Here is a 15,994-nt window from a genome sequence, read left to right on the forward strand (position 1 = left end):
CGGTTCAGGCCTGGGCGGCCGGGGTCTCTTCGGCGGCAGCCGGCTCCGCCACGGAAGCGGAAGCCTCGATCGCCTCGTCGGCGGGCGCGGCGTCGTCGGCCAGCACGTCCTCGGACGGCAGCTCCTCGGAAGCACCCAGGTCGACGCCGGAGGCCTGCAGCTCGGCGCTGATGCCGTCGAACACGGCGCCGGCCACCAGGTCGCAATACAGGTTGATGGCGCGGATGGCGTCATCGTTGCCCGGGATCGGATAGGCGATGCCCGAGGGATCGGCGTTGGAATCGAGCACGGCCACGACGGGGATGCCCAGCTTGTTGGCTTCCTCGATCGCCAGCTTCTCCTTCACCACGTCGATGACGAAGATGATGTCCGGCAGGCCGCCCATGTCGCGGATGCCGCCCAGCGCGCGGTCCAGCTTCTCCTTCTCACGCGTCAGCATGAGAACTTCCTTCTTGGTCAGACCGGCGGTGTTGCCGCCGAGCTGCTCGTCCATCTGCTTCAGGCGCTTGATGGAGCCCGTGATGGTCTTCCAGTTGGTCAGCATGCCGCCGAGCCAACGGTGGTTCACGTAGTACTGGCCGCAGCGGGTCGAGGCCTCGGCCACGTATTCGGCGGCGGACTTCTTGGTGCCGACGAACAGCACGCGGCCACCACCGGCCACCACGTCACGGACGGCGCGCAGCGCGCGGTCCAGCAGGGGCACGGTCTGCTGCAGATCGAGGATGTGGACCTGGTTGCGGATGCCGAAGATGTACGGGGCCATCTTCGGGTTCCAGCGGCGGGTGTGGTGTCCGAAATGGACACCGGCCTCGAGCAGCTGGCGCAGGGAAACTTCGGGCATCGCCATGCGGGCGGTCCTTCCTTCAGGGTAGTCCGGTTGAGCCTCCGCGGCACTCACCCCCCTGTCGGGGGACCGGACCCAGGCGCCATGAGGGCGGAAGGGCGTGCCGCGTGCGGATTTGCCCGTGCGGGATCAACCCCGCCCGGGCGCGCCGCATATGGCATGAAGCCCCTGTCAGAGCAAGGCCGGAGCGCCGCTAGCGGACGTCCTCCTCCGCATCCGGGCGCAGGCCCAGGCTGGCCAGCAGCGCTTCCACCGGGCCGAACAGCGCACCGTTCGGCACCACCACCGGCTGCCCGTCCTGCATCCGCAGCAAGGCCGGCACGCCGCCGATGCCCAGGCGTCGCATGAGGTCCTGCGCCGTCGCGCTCCGGCTGTCCACCGCCGCGTCCAGCGCCGGGTCGCCGCTGTCCAGCAGCGCCGCCGCCTCCTCCAGCCCCAGGTCACGGAGCGTTGCCGCCAGCAGCGCCGGGTCGGCGATGTCGCGCCCTTCCGCGTAGCGCAGCATCTGGATGCGGTGCAGCGTTTCCAGCTCTTCCGCCGGCTCGGTCAGATGCACCGCGGTCAGCGCGCGGGTGGCGGGGGCGGAATCGAAGCGCCCTGCCCGGTCGCCAAGCACCTTGTCCCGGTAGGTGTCGGAAAACACCTGACCGGTCATTGCCGCGATGCGCTGGTCGTTGCTCCAGGCCTGGGCGGCGAACTCCTCCGTCATGGTCCGACCACCGCCCGCGAACAGGCCGGTGGCCAGCGGGTGCACCACCGCGTCCGGTTCCAGTTCCAGCTTCACCACCGCGGGGGCGGCGCCGTAGCACCAGCCGCACAGGGGGTCGTAAAGATAAAAGAACTCGACCATCAGCCCGCCTCCACATGTGCCACGCCGGGCAGAACCTTCATCGCCTGCGCCAGGCGCGGGGACACGTTGAAGTACCCCGGCAGCGGCACCTGCACCTCCTGGCCGGGCGCGGTGCGCGCCCAGATGTCCACGGTGCCGCGCCCCGCGCCTTCGCGCTGCAGCAACGCCTGCACCAGCCCGATGGCTGCCTCGTCCTCGATCACCAGCCGCAACTTCTGCCGCAGGTCGGCGGCGGCCTTGTCCAGCGGCTGCAGGTCCATGGCGGTCAGGCGCAGCGTGTCGCTTTCCATCTTCGCCTCGCAGGTCATCAGGATGGCGGTGCCCTCCTTGAGCCATTCGCGGGACCGCAGCAGCACCTCGCTGAACAGCGTCACCTCCGTGCTGCCCGACGAATCCGAGATCCGCACCCAGGCCATGCGGCTGCCGGTGCGGGTGGTGCGCTCCTTGCTGTTCACCACCGTGCCGGCCAGCTTGATGCGCCCGACGCCCGCTTCCGCCCGGACCTGGGCGTGGGAGATGGGGGTGGCGCCCAGCTTGCGCAGCGCCTCGCGATAGGTGTCCAGCGGGTGGGCGGAGAGGTGGAAGCCCACCGCCTCGGCTTCCTGACTCAGCCGCTCCAGCTCCGGCCAATCCGGGATGTCGGGCAGCCGCAGCGGTTCGGGCCGGGCGTCACCGCCGCCGAAGAGTCCGATCTGGCTGGAGGCGCGCTCCTCCGCCTTGGCCTGGGCGCGGCGCAGCACCACCTCGGCGCCGGCCACCATGCGGGCGCGGTTCTTTTCCAGCGTGTCGAAGGCGCCAGCGCGCGCCAGGTTCTCCACCTGCATCTTGTTCAGCAGGCGCGGGTCCACGCGCCCCGCGAAGTCCGCCACGGATTCGAAGGGCCGGTCGCGCGCCGCGACCATGTCCTTCATCGCCTGCATGCCGACCCGCTTGACGGCGGCCAGCGCGAAGCGGATCGCGGCCTTGCCGTCCGGCGTTGTTTCGGTACGGAAGTCGGCGGCCGAGCGATTGACGTCCGGCGGCAGGATCGGGATGCCGATGCGGGACGCCTCCTGCATGTGGTTCGCTAGCTTCTCCGTCTTGTCCATGTCGAAGGTCATCGACGCGGCAAGGAAAGCGACGGGGTAGTTCGCTTTCAGGTAAGCGGTCTGGTAGGCGACCAGCGCATAGGCGGCGGCGTGCGACTTGTTGAAGCCGTATTCCGCGAACTTCTCCATCATGTCGAAGATGGCGCCGGCCTTGTCTTCCGGCACGCCGTTCTTCACGGCGCCGTCCACGAAGGTCTTGCGCTGCGCCTCCATTTCCGAGCGGATCTTCTTGCCCATGGCGCGGCGCAGCAGGTCGGCGCCGCCCAGCGAATAGCCGGCGACGTCCTGGCTGATCTGCATCACCTGCTCCTGGTACACCAGGATGCCGTAGGTCTCCTCCACCAGGTGGCGCATGGAGGGGTGGACAGGCTCCCACGCCTCGCCGTGCTTGCGCGAGCAATAGGCCGGGATGTTGGCCATCGGGCCCGGGCGGTACAGCGAGACGGCGGCGATCAGATCCTCGAACCGATCGGGGCGCATGGCGCGCAGGCAGTCCCGCATGCCCTGGCCTTCGAACTGGAACACGCCCGCCGCGTCGCCCCGGGCCAGCATCTCATAGGTGCGCTTGTCGTCCAGCGGCAGGCTCGCCAGGTCGATCGTCACCCCCTGCTCCGCCAGGATCTCCACGGCGCGCTGCAGCACCGTCAGCGTCTTCAGGCCCAGGAAGTCGAACTTCACCAGGGAGGCGTTCTCGACGTATTTCATCGAGTACTGCGTCACCAGCATGTCGGAACGCGGGTCGCGGTACAGCGCCACCGTGTCGATCAGCGGCTTGCGGCCGATCACCACGCCGGCGGCATGGGTCGAGGCGTTGCGGAACAACCCTTCCAGCACCAGCGCCGTTTCCATCAGCCGGTCCACCATCTCGTCGGACCGCATCTCCTGCAGCCGCGGCTCGCCGTCGATCGCCTGTTGCAGCGTCACGGGCTTGGCCGGGTTGAAGGGGATCAGCTCGGCGATGCGGTTCACCTGGCCATAGGGCATGCCCATCACGCGGCCGACGTCGCGCACCACCGCCTTGGCCTGCAGCCGGCCGAAGGTGATGATCTGCGCCACGCGGTCGGCGCCGTATTCGTTGCGGACGTACTGGATCACCTCGTCCCGCCGCTCCTGGCAGAAGTCGATGTCGAAGTCCGGCATGGACACGCGTTCGGGGTTCAGGAAGCGCTCGAACAGCAGCCCGAAGCGCAGCGGATCGAGGTCGGTGATCAGCAGCGCCCAGGCAGCGACGGAGCCGGCGCCCGAGCCGCGGCCCGGCCCGACGGGGATGCCCTGCTGCTTGGCCCATTGGATGAAGTCGGCGACGATCAGGAAGTAGCCCGAGAAGCCCATCTTCTCGATCACGTCCAGCTCGAAGGCCAGCCGCTCGCGGTACACCTTGCGGGTGTCCGGGTCGGGCGCCGTGCCCTGGGCATCCAGCCGGCCTTCCAGGCCACGCGCGGCCATGTCGCGCACCGTCTCGGCTTCCGTCATGCCGGGCTGCACCTTGGGGCAGATCGGCAGTTCCGGCTTGCGGTTTTCCGCCATGATGGCGCAGCGGCGGGCGATGGCCAGCGTGTTGTCGCAGGCTTCCGGCAGGTCCTGGAACAGCGTCCGCATGGCCTTGGCGGACTTGAAGTAGTGCTCGGCCGTCAGACGGCGGCGGTCCGGCTCGGCCAGGGTGCGCCCCTCGGCGATGCACAGCAGCGCGTCATGCGCCTCGTACATCTCGGGCTTGGCGAAATACACGTCGTTGGCGGCGACGATGGGCAGCGCCGCGGCATCAGCCAGCGCCAGCAGCGCCGCCTCCAGCCCCCGCTCCGTGGGCAGGCCGTGGCGCGTCAGCTCCACCGCCAGATTGTCGCGGAAGCTTTCCTTCAGCGCGTCCAGCAGCTGCGCCGCGGCGTCCCGCCGCCCTTCCAGCAACAGCCGCGCCAGCGGGCCCTGGGTGCCGCCGGTCAGCAGGAACACGCCCTCCGCGTGGTCCCGCAGCAGGTCCAGCGTGATGGACGGCTTGCCCGAGGCGTCATCCCGCAAAAAGCCATGCGAGGACAGGCGCTGGACGTTCTCCAGACCGCGGGCGTTCATGGCCAGCGCCACCACCGGGTCGGGCAGCAGGCGGGCGGCCTCCGGCCGGTCGTCGGTGGCCGAGCGGGCCAGCATCAGCTGGCACCCCAGGATGGGCTGCACGCCCTTGCCGGCGCAGTAGCCAGAAAATTCCAGCGCCCCGAACATGTTGGCGGTGTCGGTTAGCGCCAGGGCCGGCATGCCGGCCTCCTTGGCCAGAGCCGCCAGCTTGTCGATCTTGATGGCCCCTTCCGCCAGGGAATAGGCCGAATGGGTATGCAGGTGGACAAAGGAACCGGACATGCCTGCCTTATAGCATGCCCGGCCCCGGGTGCGCGCTATTCGACCGGCGCGACCAGCCCTTCCCACAGCGTCACCACCCGGTCCATGCGCCGGGCGAGGTCCGGATTGTGGGTGGCGATCAGCGCCCCCACGCCCGCGCCCCGCACAGCGGCCAGCAGTTCCTCGAACACCCGGTCGGAGGTGCCGACGTCCAGGTTGCCCGTGGGCTCGTCCGCCAGCAGCAGGCCGGGGCGGTTGGCCAGGGCGCGGGCGATGGCCACGCGCTGCTGCTCGCCACCCGACAGCCGCCCGGGCCGGTGCTGCTCCCGCCCCGCCAGCCCGAACGAGGCCAGCAGCTCACACGCGCGTGCCTCGGCCGCCGCCTTGGCGGTGCCGATGGCCATCTGCGGCAGCACCACGTTTTCCAGCGCGGTGAATTCCGGCAGCAGGTGGTGGAACTGGTACACAAAGCCGATGGACCGGCCACGCAACGCGCTGCGGGCATTGTCGGAAAGCCCAGCCGTGTCCTGGCCATCGATCAGCACCCGCCCGGAATCGGGCTTTTCCAGCAGCCCGGCCAGATGCAGCAGGGTGGACTTGCCCGTGCCGGACGGTGCCACCAGGGCGACGATCTCGCCGGCATGGATGTCGAGGTCGGCGCCGCGCAGCACCGGCAGCTCGCCCGCCTCGGTACGGAACGAGCGGGCGACGCTGTTGAGCCGCAGGCGCGGCGGGTGGTCACTCATTGCGCAGGGCCTCCACCGGGTCGATCCGCGCGGCGCGCCAGGAGGGGTAGAGCGTGGCCAGCAGCGACAGCACCAGGCCCATCACGACCACCTGCGTCACCTCGTTGGCGTCCACGATGGCGGGCAGCCGCGTCAGGAAATACACCTCCGGGCTGAACAGCTGGGTGCCGGTCAACGACTGCAGCGCCTGCCGGATGCGCTCGATGTTCAGGCAGAACACGAGCCCGATGCCGAAGCCGATCAGCGTGCCAAGAATGCCGATGGAAGCGCCGCACAGCAGGAAGATGCGCATGATGGCGCCGCTGCTGGCCCCCATGGTGCGCAGGATGGCGATGTCGCGCCCCTTGTCCTTCACCAGCATGATCAGCGAGGAGATGATGTTGAAAGCGGCGACGACGATGATCAGCGTCAGGATCAGGAACATCACGTTCCGCTCCACCTGCACGGCGGCGAAGAAGGAGCTGTTGCTGGCCTGCCAGTCGATGACGCGGAACGGCATGGGCGAGAGCGTGCGCTGGATCTCCTGCGTCACCTGCCGCACCTGGTCCGGGTTGATGGCGAAGATCTCGATCTGCGACACGGCGCCGGGCATCTGGAAGTAGAGCTGCGCCGCCGACAGCGGCATGAAGACGTAGCCGCTGTCGTATTCGTTCATGCCCGTGTCGAACAGGGCCGCGATAGTATAAGTCTTCAGGCGCGGCACCATGCCGATCACGGTGGTGCGGCCCTGCGGGCTGACCATCGTCACCTTGCCGCCGACGCGCAGCTGCAGCTTCTGCGCCAGCCGCGCGCCGATGATGATGCTGTCCTCACCCCCGAACTGCGCCAGGTCGCCGGCCACGATGTTGCCGGCCAGGATCGGCCGGGCGCGCAGGTCCTCGGGCCGGATGCCGCGGGCGAAGCCGCCGGTGGCGCCGCCGCCCTCGCTGGTCAGCAGCACCTGCCCCTCCACCACCGGCGCGGCCGAGACGATGCCGGGCAGGCCGCGCACGCGCGCCAGGATGCTGTCGAAATCCCGCAGCCCGCCACCGTCGGCGGCATAGATGCCGAGGTGGCCGTTCAATCCCAGGATGCGGCCCAGCAGTTCTTGCCGGAAGCCGTTCATCACGGACATGACGATGATCAGCGTCGCCACACCCAGCGCGATGCCGACCAGCGAGAAGGTGGCGATCACGGACACGAAGCGCTCGCCCTTGCGCGCCCGCAGATAGCGGAAGGCGACGGTGCGCTCAAAGGCGCCGAACATGGGCGTCAGCCCCCCTGGATGTGGCGCAGCGCCTCTTCGAGCGAGCATTCCATCCGCTCGCCCGTCGCGCGGCGCTTCAGTTCGATCTTCTCGTTGGCGGCACCGCGCGGGCCGATGATGGCCTGCCAGGGATAGCCCGCAAGGTCGGCATCATTGAACTTCACGCCCGCGCGGTCGGGGCGGTCGTCATACAGGGCCTCGTCCGGCAGGGCGGCGTAGAGCTTCTCGCACAGCATGTCGGTGGCCAGGTCGCCCGGCTTCAGGTTCAGGATGGCGACGCGGAAGGGCGCCACCGCATCCGGCCACTTGATGCCGGCCTCGTCGTGGTTGGCCTCGATGATGGCGCCCAGCAGGCGGGACACGCCGATGCCGTAGGAGCCCATTTGTGGCGTCACGGGCTGGCCGTCCGGGCCGGTCACGGACAGGCCCATCGCCTTGGAATACTTCTCGCCGAAGTAGAAGATGTGGCCGACCTCGATGCCGCGGGCCGAGACCTGCTGCTCGGCCGGGATGGCATTCCAGGCGGCCTCGTCGTGCATCTCGTCGGTGGCGGCGTAGCGGCTGGTCCAGAAGTCGACCGTGGGGTCCAGGCTGCCGTCGTAGTCGGGCTTCTGGGCCAGCACGTCGAACTCCAGCAGGTCCTTGTGCAGGTAGACCTGGCTCTCGCCCGTCTCGGCCAGGATGATGAACTCGTGGGACAGGTCGCCGCCGATCGGGCCGGTGTCGGCGCGCATCGGGATGGCCTTCAGGCCCATGCGGGCGAAGGTCCGCAGATAGGCCACGAACATCTTCTTGTAGGCGAGCCGCGCGGCCTCCGCGTCCAGGTCGAAGGAATAGGCGTCCTTCATCAGGAACTCGCGGCCGCGCATGACGCCGAAGCGGGGGCGCACCTCGTCCCGGAACTTCCACTGGATGTGGTACAGGTTGCGCGGCAGGTCGCGGTACGACTTGGCGAAGCCCTTGAAGATGTCGGTGACCATCTCCTCGTTGGTCGGGCCGAACAGCATCTCGCGCTCGTGGCGGTCGGTGATGCGCAGCATCTCCTTGCCATAGTCGTCGTAGCGGCCGGACTGCTTCCATAGCTCGGCGCTCTGGATCGTTGGCATCAGGATTTCCTGGGCGCCCGCGGCGTCCTGCTCCTCCCGCACGATCTGCTCCACCTTCTTCAGCACGCGCAGGCCCAGCGGCAGCCACGCATAGATGCCGGCGCTGGTCTGCCGGATCATGCCGGCGCGCAGCATCAGCTTGTGGGAAGCGATCGCCGCCTCGGCGGGGATTTCCTTGAGGGTCGGCAGGAAGGCGCGGGAAAGGCGCAAGGTCTGGCTCCGGTCCAAAGCAGTGGCGCGGAACCTAGGCGGGATTGCAGGCCGATGCCAGGGAGCGGGGCCACTCCTCCGACCTGCATGCTGCACCGCAATAAAAATACGCCGCAGCCGCTCAAATTATAACTTTGTTCGATTCCGCTTGGAATGTGCTTACCGAAGCGATACAAATCCACCCAACAAAAAAAAGGCCGCACCGAAGTGCGGCCGAGTTTAGGGAGGAAACGCCAGTCACACGGCAGGAAGAGAACCAGCTCTCTTCCTGAGACCAACTGTGACCGGCGATGACCCGGGCGGCAACGCAAAAACCCGATGTGTTTGCTGAAAAATCGGGCGCCTGAAACCTGAAAGCCTTGAAAATGGACAAGAGCGAGAAAATCGCCGCCATTCTGCTTAATTCGGCGTCATTGCCAGCCAACCGCTGCGGAAGCTGAGCCAGTCGCTCCGCACGATCATGAAGATTCCCGCCCACAGCACCGTGGCCACCACGGTGGTCCATATCGCCTTTGTCAGGATCGCCGGCCGCCGGGGCGCGCCACGCCAGCCGCCATCGGTTTCCCGCCCATCGGGCTCCGGCTGGATGCCGAAGGGCAGCACGGCGAACAGCACCGTCCACCAACACAGGAAATACACCATGATCCCTGTCGCCCAGCCCATGACGGCACCTCCTTCGTTGTGGCCCGGCCTTAATCCCATCGCGGGCGGCAGGCCAGGGCCCGTGGTGGTTCGCCGACGTCGCCGTCATGCCGCATGACCTTCATCGGCCGGTCATGAATTGCGGAGATAAGCCCGCCATGCCCAGCCATCGCCCTGCCCTGCCCCCACAAACCCTGCGCCACGCCGGCGAGATCGAGGCTCCGGTCGTCGCCCTGTTCGAAAGCGAGGCCGCCGCCCAGGCCGCCACCGCCCGCACCGGGGCCCGGACGCTGCGCCGCCCCACCAGCGGCGTGCTGACCTTCGCGCCCATGCCCGGGCTGCGCGAAGACCTTTACGCCGCGGGCGCGCTGCTGGTGGTGGGCTGAGCGCGGTAGACATCCTTGGGAAAGCGGCGGTGCAGCCACAGCCACTCGCCCGGCCGCGCCCGCACCCATCGCTCCATGCAGGCGTTCACCGCCGTCAGCAGCAGGCGCACGTCCTCCGCCCGGTCACCGCTGTCGGGCAGCGCTAGCGGCGGCTCCACCACCACCCGGAAGCGTGCGGGGCCGATACGCTCCACATGGGTCGGCACCAGGGGGCAGCGGAAGCGCAGCGCGAACTCCGCCACCGCCGGCGCGGTCATCGCCGGGTGGCCGAAGAAGGGGATGGCCAGCCCTTCGTTCAGCTTCTGGTCCACCACCAGGCCCAGCGCGCCACCGCCGCTGAGGTGCTTCAAGGCCGCCCGGGCACCACGGCTGCCCTTGGGAAACAGCGGCAGCTCGGCGCTGCCTTCCCGCATGCGCCGCACCTCGGCATCCACGAACGGGTTGTCCGGCGCCCGGTAAAGGCTGGCGAGCGCGATGCCGAAGCGCAGTGCGGCACGTGGCAGCACCTCCCAGTTGGCCAGGTGAGCGCTGAAGCTGATCATGCGGGTGCCGGCGGCGGGAAGGTTCTCGGCGCCCGCCACCTCCCAGCCCGGGCCCTCCGCAGTTTCGCCCAGGCTGGCGACCAGCGGCATCTCCAGCATGGAGCGGCCCAGGTTGTCCCAGGCGTCGCGCAGCACGGCGTCCCGCCAGGCGGGGTCGCTGTCCGGAAAGGCCAGTTCCAGGTTGCGACGGCCCACGGCGGAAACCGGCAGCCATGGCCCCAGCCGGCGCAGCGCGCCGCCGCCCAGAGCCGAGGCGCGCCGCACCCCGAGCCGCCGCGCCAGCGCGAAAAGGCCCTTCACCAGCAACGCCTCGAACCGCCACCACAGGCGCTTCACATCCATGTCCCTTCCCGGCCGGGCGGCGGTTCTGCGGCATCGGCGCCCTGCTGGCGATGGCAAAATCGCGCGCGATGTGAAATCGGCGCACTTCCGCCCCGCGCGCGCTTGCCCCATATCGGGGGCGACGATGCGAACATTGCCGGAACCCTTCGCCACCTGGTTCGCCTCGCGGGGCTGGAAGCCACGGCCGCACCAGATGCAGATGCTGGCGGCGGCCGAGGCGGGGGAAAGCGCGCTGCTGATCGCCCCCACCGGCGGCGGCAAGACGCTGGCAGGCTTTCTGCCCAGCCTGATCCAGCTGCACCGGGCACCGCAGCCCGGCTTGCACACCTTGTATATCTCGCCGCTCAAGGCGCTGGCGGTGGACATCGCCCGCAATCTCACCGAGCCGGCGGCCGAGATGGCGCTCGACATCCGCATCGAGACGCGCACCGGCGACACCCCGGCCAACCGGCGCGCCCGCCAGCGGACCGATCCGCCGCAGATCCTGCTGACCACCCCGGAAAGCCTGACCCTGCTGCTGTCGCTTTCCGACGCGCACGAGATGTTCGGCAGCCTGAAATGCGTGGTGCTGGACGAGATCCATGCGCTGGCCGGCACCAAGCGGGGCGACCAGCTGGCCTTGTGCCTGTCCCGCCTGTCCGCCCTGGCGCCGGACATGCGGCGGGTGGGGCTGTCCGCCACCGTGGCGCACCCCCGCGCGCTGGCCGCGTGGTGCGCCGCCGATGCCGACCCGGACAAGGTGCGCACCGTGCGTGCCGCCGGGGGCGTGAAGCCGAAGCTGGAAACGCTGCTGCCTTCCGGCCGCCTGCCCTGGGGCGGCCACATGGGGCTGACCACCATGCCGGAGGTGTATGGGCGCCTGCGCGATGCGGCGGTGACCATCGTCTTCACCAACACCCGCGCCCAGTCTGAGCTGTGCTTCCAGGCGCTGTGGCGGCTGAACGACGACAACCTGCCGATCGCCCTGCACCATGGCTCCCTGACCGTGGAGCAGCGGCGCAAGGTGGAGGCGGCCATGGCCGCCGGCAAGCTGCGGGCCGTGGTTGCCACCGCGTCGCTGGACCTCGGCATCGACTGGGGGGCGGTGGACCAGGTGATCCAGGTGGGGGCACCCAAGGGCGTGGCGCGGCTGCTGCAGCGTGTGGGCCGCGCCAACCACCGCATGGACGAGCCGTCCCGCGCCGCGCTCGTGCCGGCCAACCGCTTCGAGGTGATCGAGTGCCGCGCCGCCATCGAATCGGTGGCCGCCGGCGAGATGGATGGCGAGCCGCCGCGCCCGGGGGGCCTCGACGTGCTGGCGCAGCACATCCTGGCCATGGCCTGCCACGCGCCCTTTCTGCCGGACGAGCTGTATGCCGAGATCCGCGGCGCCGCCCCCTATGCCGGCCTGACCCGGCAGGACTTCGAGGATACGCTGCGCTTCGTGGAGGACGGCGGCTACGCGCTGTCGGGCTACGACCGCTTCCGCCGGCTGTTCCGCGACTTCGAGGGGCGGGTGCATGTGCGTGGCCCCCAGGTGCAGCGGCAGCTCCGCATGAACCTCGGCACCATCGTCGAGACGCCGGCCATCAAGGTGCGGATGCGCGGCGGCCCCGTGCTGGGCGAGGTAGAGGAATGGTTCGTCTCCACCCTGGAGCCGGGCGACAACTTCATCTTCGCCGGCCAGGTGCTGCGCTTCGAGGCGATGGACGCCAACGCCGTCATCGTCTCGCGCGGTGGCGGCGACGAACCGCGGGTGCCCGCCTACGCCGGCAGCAAGCTGCCGCTGTCCACCCACCTCGCCCGCCGGGTGCGCGGCATCATTTCAGACAAGGCGCAGTGGAAGAGCCTGCCCAAGGCGGTGCGCGAATGGCTTGGCATGCAGGAGCTGCGATCCGAGCTGCCGCCGCTGGAAGGGCTGCTGGTGGAGGTGTTCCAGCGTGGCAACCGCTGGTTCACCGTGGCCTATTGCTTCGAGGGGCGGCTTGCGCACCAGACGCTGGGCATGCTGGTGACCAAGCGCATGGAGCGGCTGGGATGGGGGCCGCTCGGCTTTCTCGGCACGGACTATGTGATGGCGGTGTGGTCGGCCTTTGAGCCGGGCGAGATCGAGCAGCTGTTCGAGGAGGACCTGCTGGGCGAGGAGCTGGAGGAATGGATCGCCGAGAGCTCCATGTTGCGCCGGACCTTCCGCAACATCGCCACCATCGCCGGGCTGTTGGAAAAGAACCACCCGGGCCAGGAAAAGTCCGGGCGGCAGATGACCATGTCGGCGGACCTGATCTACGACGTGCTGCGCAAGCACGAGCCGGACCATATCCTGCTGCGGGCCACCCGTGCCGAGGCCGCCTTTGGCCTGACCGACGTGCGGCGCATCGCGACCTTGTTGGAACGTGCGCGCGACGACATCCGGGTGCGGCGGCTGGACCGCGTGTCGCCCCTGGCCGTGCCCGCCTTGATCGAGGAAGGCCGCGAATGGGTGTCCGGCACCGCCGAGGACGCCTTGCTGGCCGAGGCCACCGCCCTGGTTTCGGAAGCCACCTGGGGCGAGGACAGCTTCACCGGCGAGATTTCCGACGGCGCGCCCGAGCCACCGCCGCCGCCGCCCCGCGCGCCCCGCAAGTCGCGTTCCATGCAGTTCGCGGCGCGGCGCCCCCGGCGACCCAAGCGATAGCTTGACGATGGGGAGAACAATTCGCGCCCGCATCGTGACAGCTGTTGCCACTTTCCTTCTTCCCGGCCCCGCCCGCCTCCGCTAACCCGTTGTTGAACATGATTGCAGCTCCTTTCCATCTTGCCGGCGAGCGGCTCCTGCTGGACCCCTCCGGCGCCGTCTTCTGGCCGTCCCGGCAGCTCCTCGCGGTGTCAGACCTGCACCTGGAAAAGGGCAGCCACTTCGCCAGCCGTGGCCGCTTCGTGCCGCCCTATGACACGCGCGAAACCTTGGGCCGCCTGCAGCCGCTGCTGCGGCGCTACACGCCGGACCGCATCGTCTTTCTGGGCGACAGCTTCCACGATGCCGGGGGCGCCGGCCGGATGCACGAGTCCGACCGTGCCACGCTGCTGCACCTGCTGGGCAACCGCCTGGTCACCTGGGTGCTGGGCAACCACGACCCGGTGGGGCCGGACGGCCTGCCCGGCGAAGCGGTGGAGGAACTGCACGACGGCCCCTTCACGTTTCGCCACATCGGCGTGCCCGGCAAGGACAGCGGCTTCGAGCTGAGCGGGCATTTCCACCCCAAGGCCAGCCTGCCCACCCGCTGTGGCCCGGTCACCCGCCCCTGCTTTCTGGCCGATGCGCGCCGGGTCATGCTGCCGGCCTTTGGTGCCTATACGGGCGGGTTGGAAATCACGGCGCAACCCATCGCCGCGCTGTTTCCCCGCGGCGGGCGGGCGTTCCTGCTGGGGCGCGACCGGCTGTACAGCGCCGCCGTGGGGCCGATGAAGCACTTGGCCGCCATGACCGGAACGGCCACTGCGTCGTTACAGACATCATGAGCGACGACCGACCCTTCCCGCCCCGCCGCCCCGCCGCCGCCCCTCTGGCCGCGACAGCAGCGCCGGTGGCGGGATGAACGCGCAGGGTGCATCACCGGCCTGGCCCAGCCTTTCCACCTTGCGGCCCGCCTTCAAGGGATTGCGGGTGGTGGGCGACGTGCATGGCGACGCCACGGCCTTTTCCGCCGCCATCGAAGGCGCCAGGGCCAAGCAGCTGTTCACGCTGCAGCTCGGCGACCTGACCGACCGTGGGCCCGACAGCGCCGCCACCCTGCGCATGGCGCTGGCGTTGCTGGCGGAGCGGCAGGGGCTGTTTCTGTTGGGCAACCACGACCACAAGCTGCGCCGCGCGCTGGCCGGCGCCCTGGTACGACCCGATCCGGAAGGGCTGGGGGTCACTCTGTCGCAGATCGCCGCCGCGCCGGATGCCGATACGTTGCGGACAGAGGCGCTGGAAGCCATCGGCCACGCCCCCGCCTGGCTGCGGCTCGGCCCCTGGCTGTTCGTGCATGGCGGCTTTCACCCCCGCATGCTGCGCGAGCCGCCGCCGCCCGCCGCCGGCAGTTCCAAGCCGGATGGGCTGGTGCCGCGCGCCATGTTCGGCCAGGTGACTAGCCGCACCCGCGTGGATGGATACCCGGAGCGCCTGCACAACTGGGTGCACCGCATCCCCTCCGGCATCACCGTGTATTGCGGGCATGAGACGCGCAGCGCCGATGGCCGCCCCTACGTGGCCGTGGCGGCGGCGGGCGGCCGGGCGGTGTTTCTGGACACCGGCGCCGGCAAGGGCGGACACCTGTCCTGGATCGACCTGCCGTGGTGAGCATGGCCCTGGTGAGCGTGGCGCTGGCGGCAACGGGCCTTTGACCGCGTGGCGCCGATGGGGGAACATCGGGGCAACGCGCAAGGCAAGGGACGAACAACAATGCCGCCGGTCACCAACATCGAGGATCTGCGGCTCCGCGCCCGCCGCCGCATCCCCCGTGCCATCTTCGACTACGCCGATCGCGGCTCCTATGACGAGGCGACCTACCGCGCCAATCGGGCCGACCTCGCCGCGCTGAAGCTGCGGCAGCGGGTGATGATCGACGTGTCCGAGCGCAGCACCGCCACCACCATGCTGGGCGAGCGGGTGACCATGCCGGTCGGCATCGCTCCCACCGGACTGACCGGTCTGTTCCACGCGGATGGCGAGATCCTGGGCGCCCGCGCGGCACAAAGCTTCGGCATCCCCTTTTGCCTGTCCACCATGTCCATCTGCTCGATCGAGGACGTGGCGGAGGCGGTGGACAAGCCTTTCTGGTTCCAGCTCTACGTGATGCGCGACCGCGGCTTCAGCCGGACGCTGGTGGAGCGCGCCATCGCCGCCAAGTGCTCAGCCCTGGTGCTGACGCTGGACCTGCAGATCCAGGGCCAGCGGCACAACGACATCAAGAACGGCTTGGCGGTGCCGCCGAAGCTGACGCTGAAGAACGCGCTGGACATCGCCACCAAGCCGGACTGGGCGCTGCGGGTGCTGCGCGGCAAGCGCAGGAGCTTCGGCAACCTGGCGGACGCGCCGGGCGCCAAGGAAGGACTGGCGACATTGTCCCACTGGATCGCCGGGCAGTTCGACCCGTCGCTGTCCTGGAAGGACGTGGAGTGGATCCGCTCCATCTGGCCCGGCAAGCTGATCCTGAAGGGCGTGCTGGACGTGGATGATGCCCTCATCGCGGCAGGGCTCGGCGCGGATGCCATGGTGGTGTCCAACCACGGTGGCCGCCAGCTGGATGGCGCCCCCTCCTCCATCTCCGTGCTGCCGTCCATCGTGGAAGCGGTGGGCGACCGGACGGAAGTGATGTTCGATGGCGGCGTGCGGTCCGGCCAGGACGTCCTGAAGGCGGTGGCCCTGGGGGCCAAGAGCTGCCTGATCGGCAAGGCCTGGCTCTACGGGCTGGCGGCGGGCGGCGAACAGGGTGTCACCCAGGCGCTGGAACTGATCCGCAAGGAGCTGGACGTCAGCATGGCGCTGACCGGCACCAAGGATATCCGCGACGTCACGCCCGGGCTGCTCCACCAGCCCCGGCACGGCGACGTGGTCCGCCCCGCCGGCGGCCGCCCCACCGCCACGGCCGAGCCGCAGGCCGCGGAATAATACGGCGCGGCAACGTCACACGAAATCCGGCACGGCATCCCGTTACAGCGATG

The 15,994-nt window shown here is 69.4% G+C and carries 13 protein-coding genes; 5 read left to right on the forward strand and 8 right to left on the reverse strand.

Features of this window, described 5'->3' with window-relative positions; all coding sequences use genetic code 11:
- Positions 1–4: 4 nt before the first annotated feature.
- The 7 genes from rpsB to IAI59_RS13385 form a co-directional block, all read right to left on the reverse strand.
- Entirely contained in the window at positions 5–847 is an 843-nt protein-coding gene (gene rpsB / locus IAI59_RS13355) for a 30S ribosomal protein S2 (protein WP_237180825.1), read from the reverse strand.
- A 190-nt stretch (positions 848–1,037) separates the two neighbouring features.
- Positions 1,038–1,694 carry a DsbA family protein gene (locus IAI59_RS13360; protein WP_207418121.1) on the reverse strand — a complete coding sequence of 219 codons (657 nt, stop codon included), beginning with the start codon at positions 1,692–1,694 and terminating at the stop codon, positions 1,038–1,040.
- Positions 1,694–5,131, reverse strand: a complete 3,438-nt coding sequence (gene dnaE, locus IAI59_RS13365) for a DNA polymerase III subunit alpha (protein WP_207418120.1) — start codon at positions 5,129–5,131, stop codon at positions 1,694–1,696. Before dnaE ends, IAI59_RS13360 begins: the two co-directional genes overlap by 1 nt.
- A gap of 35 nt (positions 5,132–5,166) precedes the next feature.
- Positions 5,167–5,856, reverse strand: a complete 690-nt coding sequence (locus IAI59_RS13370; RefSeq protein WP_207418119.1) for an ABC transporter ATP-binding protein — start codon at positions 5,854–5,856, stop codon at positions 5,167–5,169.
- Positions 5,849–7,102 carry a lipoprotein-releasing ABC transporter permease subunit gene (locus tag IAI59_RS13375; protein WP_207418118.1) on the reverse strand — a complete coding sequence of 418 codons (1,254 nt, stop codon included), beginning with the start codon at positions 7,100–7,102 and terminating at the stop codon, positions 5,849–5,851. The genes IAI59_RS13370 and IAI59_RS13375 overlap by 8 nt, the downstream gene beginning before the upstream one ends.
- 5 nt (positions 7,103–7,107) lie before the next feature.
- Positions 7,108–8,418 (reverse strand): proline--tRNA ligase, encoded by a 1,311-nt coding sequence (proS, locus tag IAI59_RS13380; RefSeq protein WP_207418117.1) that lies wholly within the window; start codon positions 8,416–8,418, stop codon positions 7,108–7,110.
- 399 nt (positions 8,419–8,817) lie between these two features.
- Positions 8,818–9,081, reverse strand: a complete 264-nt coding sequence (locus IAI59_RS13385; protein WP_207418116.1) for a DUF1467 family protein — start codon at positions 9,079–9,081, stop codon at positions 8,818–8,820.
- A gap of 137 nt (positions 9,082–9,218) precedes the next feature.
- Between IAI59_RS13385 and IAI59_RS13390 the strand changes: the two genes are divergently transcribed.
- On the forward strand, positions 9,219–9,446 hold the full coding sequence (locus IAI59_RS13390; protein ID WP_207418115.1) for a hypothetical protein: 228 nt from the start codon (positions 9,219–9,221) through the stop codon (positions 9,444–9,446).
- Here IAI59_RS13390 and IAI59_RS13395 read toward each other — a convergent pair.
- Positions 9,413–10,330, reverse strand: coding sequence for a lysophospholipid acyltransferase family protein (locus IAI59_RS13395; RefSeq protein WP_207418114.1), 918 nt, complete (start codon positions 10,328–10,330; stop codon positions 9,413–9,415). The two genes, IAI59_RS13390 and IAI59_RS13395, sit on opposite strands and share 34 nt — an antisense overlap.
- Before the next feature lie 124 nt (positions 10,331–10,454).
- Here IAI59_RS13395 and IAI59_RS13400 point away from each other — a divergent pair, with 124 nt between their 5' ends.
- From IAI59_RS13400 to IAI59_RS13415, 4 genes are all read left to right on the forward strand, one after another.
- Complete coding sequence (locus tag IAI59_RS13400) at positions 10,455–12,983, forward strand: ligase-associated DNA damage response DEXH box helicase (protein WP_207418113.1); 2,529 nt, start codon at positions 10,455–10,457, stop codon at positions 12,981–12,983.
- 98 nt (positions 12,984–13,081) lie between these two features.
- Positions 13,082–13,807 carry a ligase-associated DNA damage response endonuclease PdeM gene (gene pdeM, locus IAI59_RS13405; RefSeq protein ID WP_207418112.1) on the forward strand — a complete coding sequence of 242 codons (726 nt, stop codon included), beginning with the start codon at positions 13,082–13,084 and terminating at the stop codon, positions 13,805–13,807.
- A gap of 73 nt (positions 13,808–13,880) precedes the next feature.
- Complete coding sequence (locus IAI59_RS13410) at positions 13,881–14,630, forward strand: metallophosphoesterase (protein WP_207418110.1); 750 nt, start codon at positions 13,881–13,883, stop codon at positions 14,628–14,630.
- Between the two features lie 102 nt (positions 14,631–14,732).
- Positions 14,733–15,941 (forward strand): alpha-hydroxy acid oxidase, encoded by a 1,209-nt coding sequence (locus IAI59_RS13415; protein ID WP_207418108.1) that lies wholly within the window; start codon positions 14,733–14,735, stop codon positions 15,939–15,941.
- Positions 15,942–15,994: the final 53 nt, after the last annotated feature.

Origin of the sequence: Roseomonas haemaphysalidis (assembly GCF_017355405.1) — a bacterium.
GTDB classification, from domain to species: Bacteria; Pseudomonadota; Alphaproteobacteria; order Acetobacterales; family Acetobacteraceae; genus Pseudoroseomonas; species Pseudoroseomonas haemaphysalidis.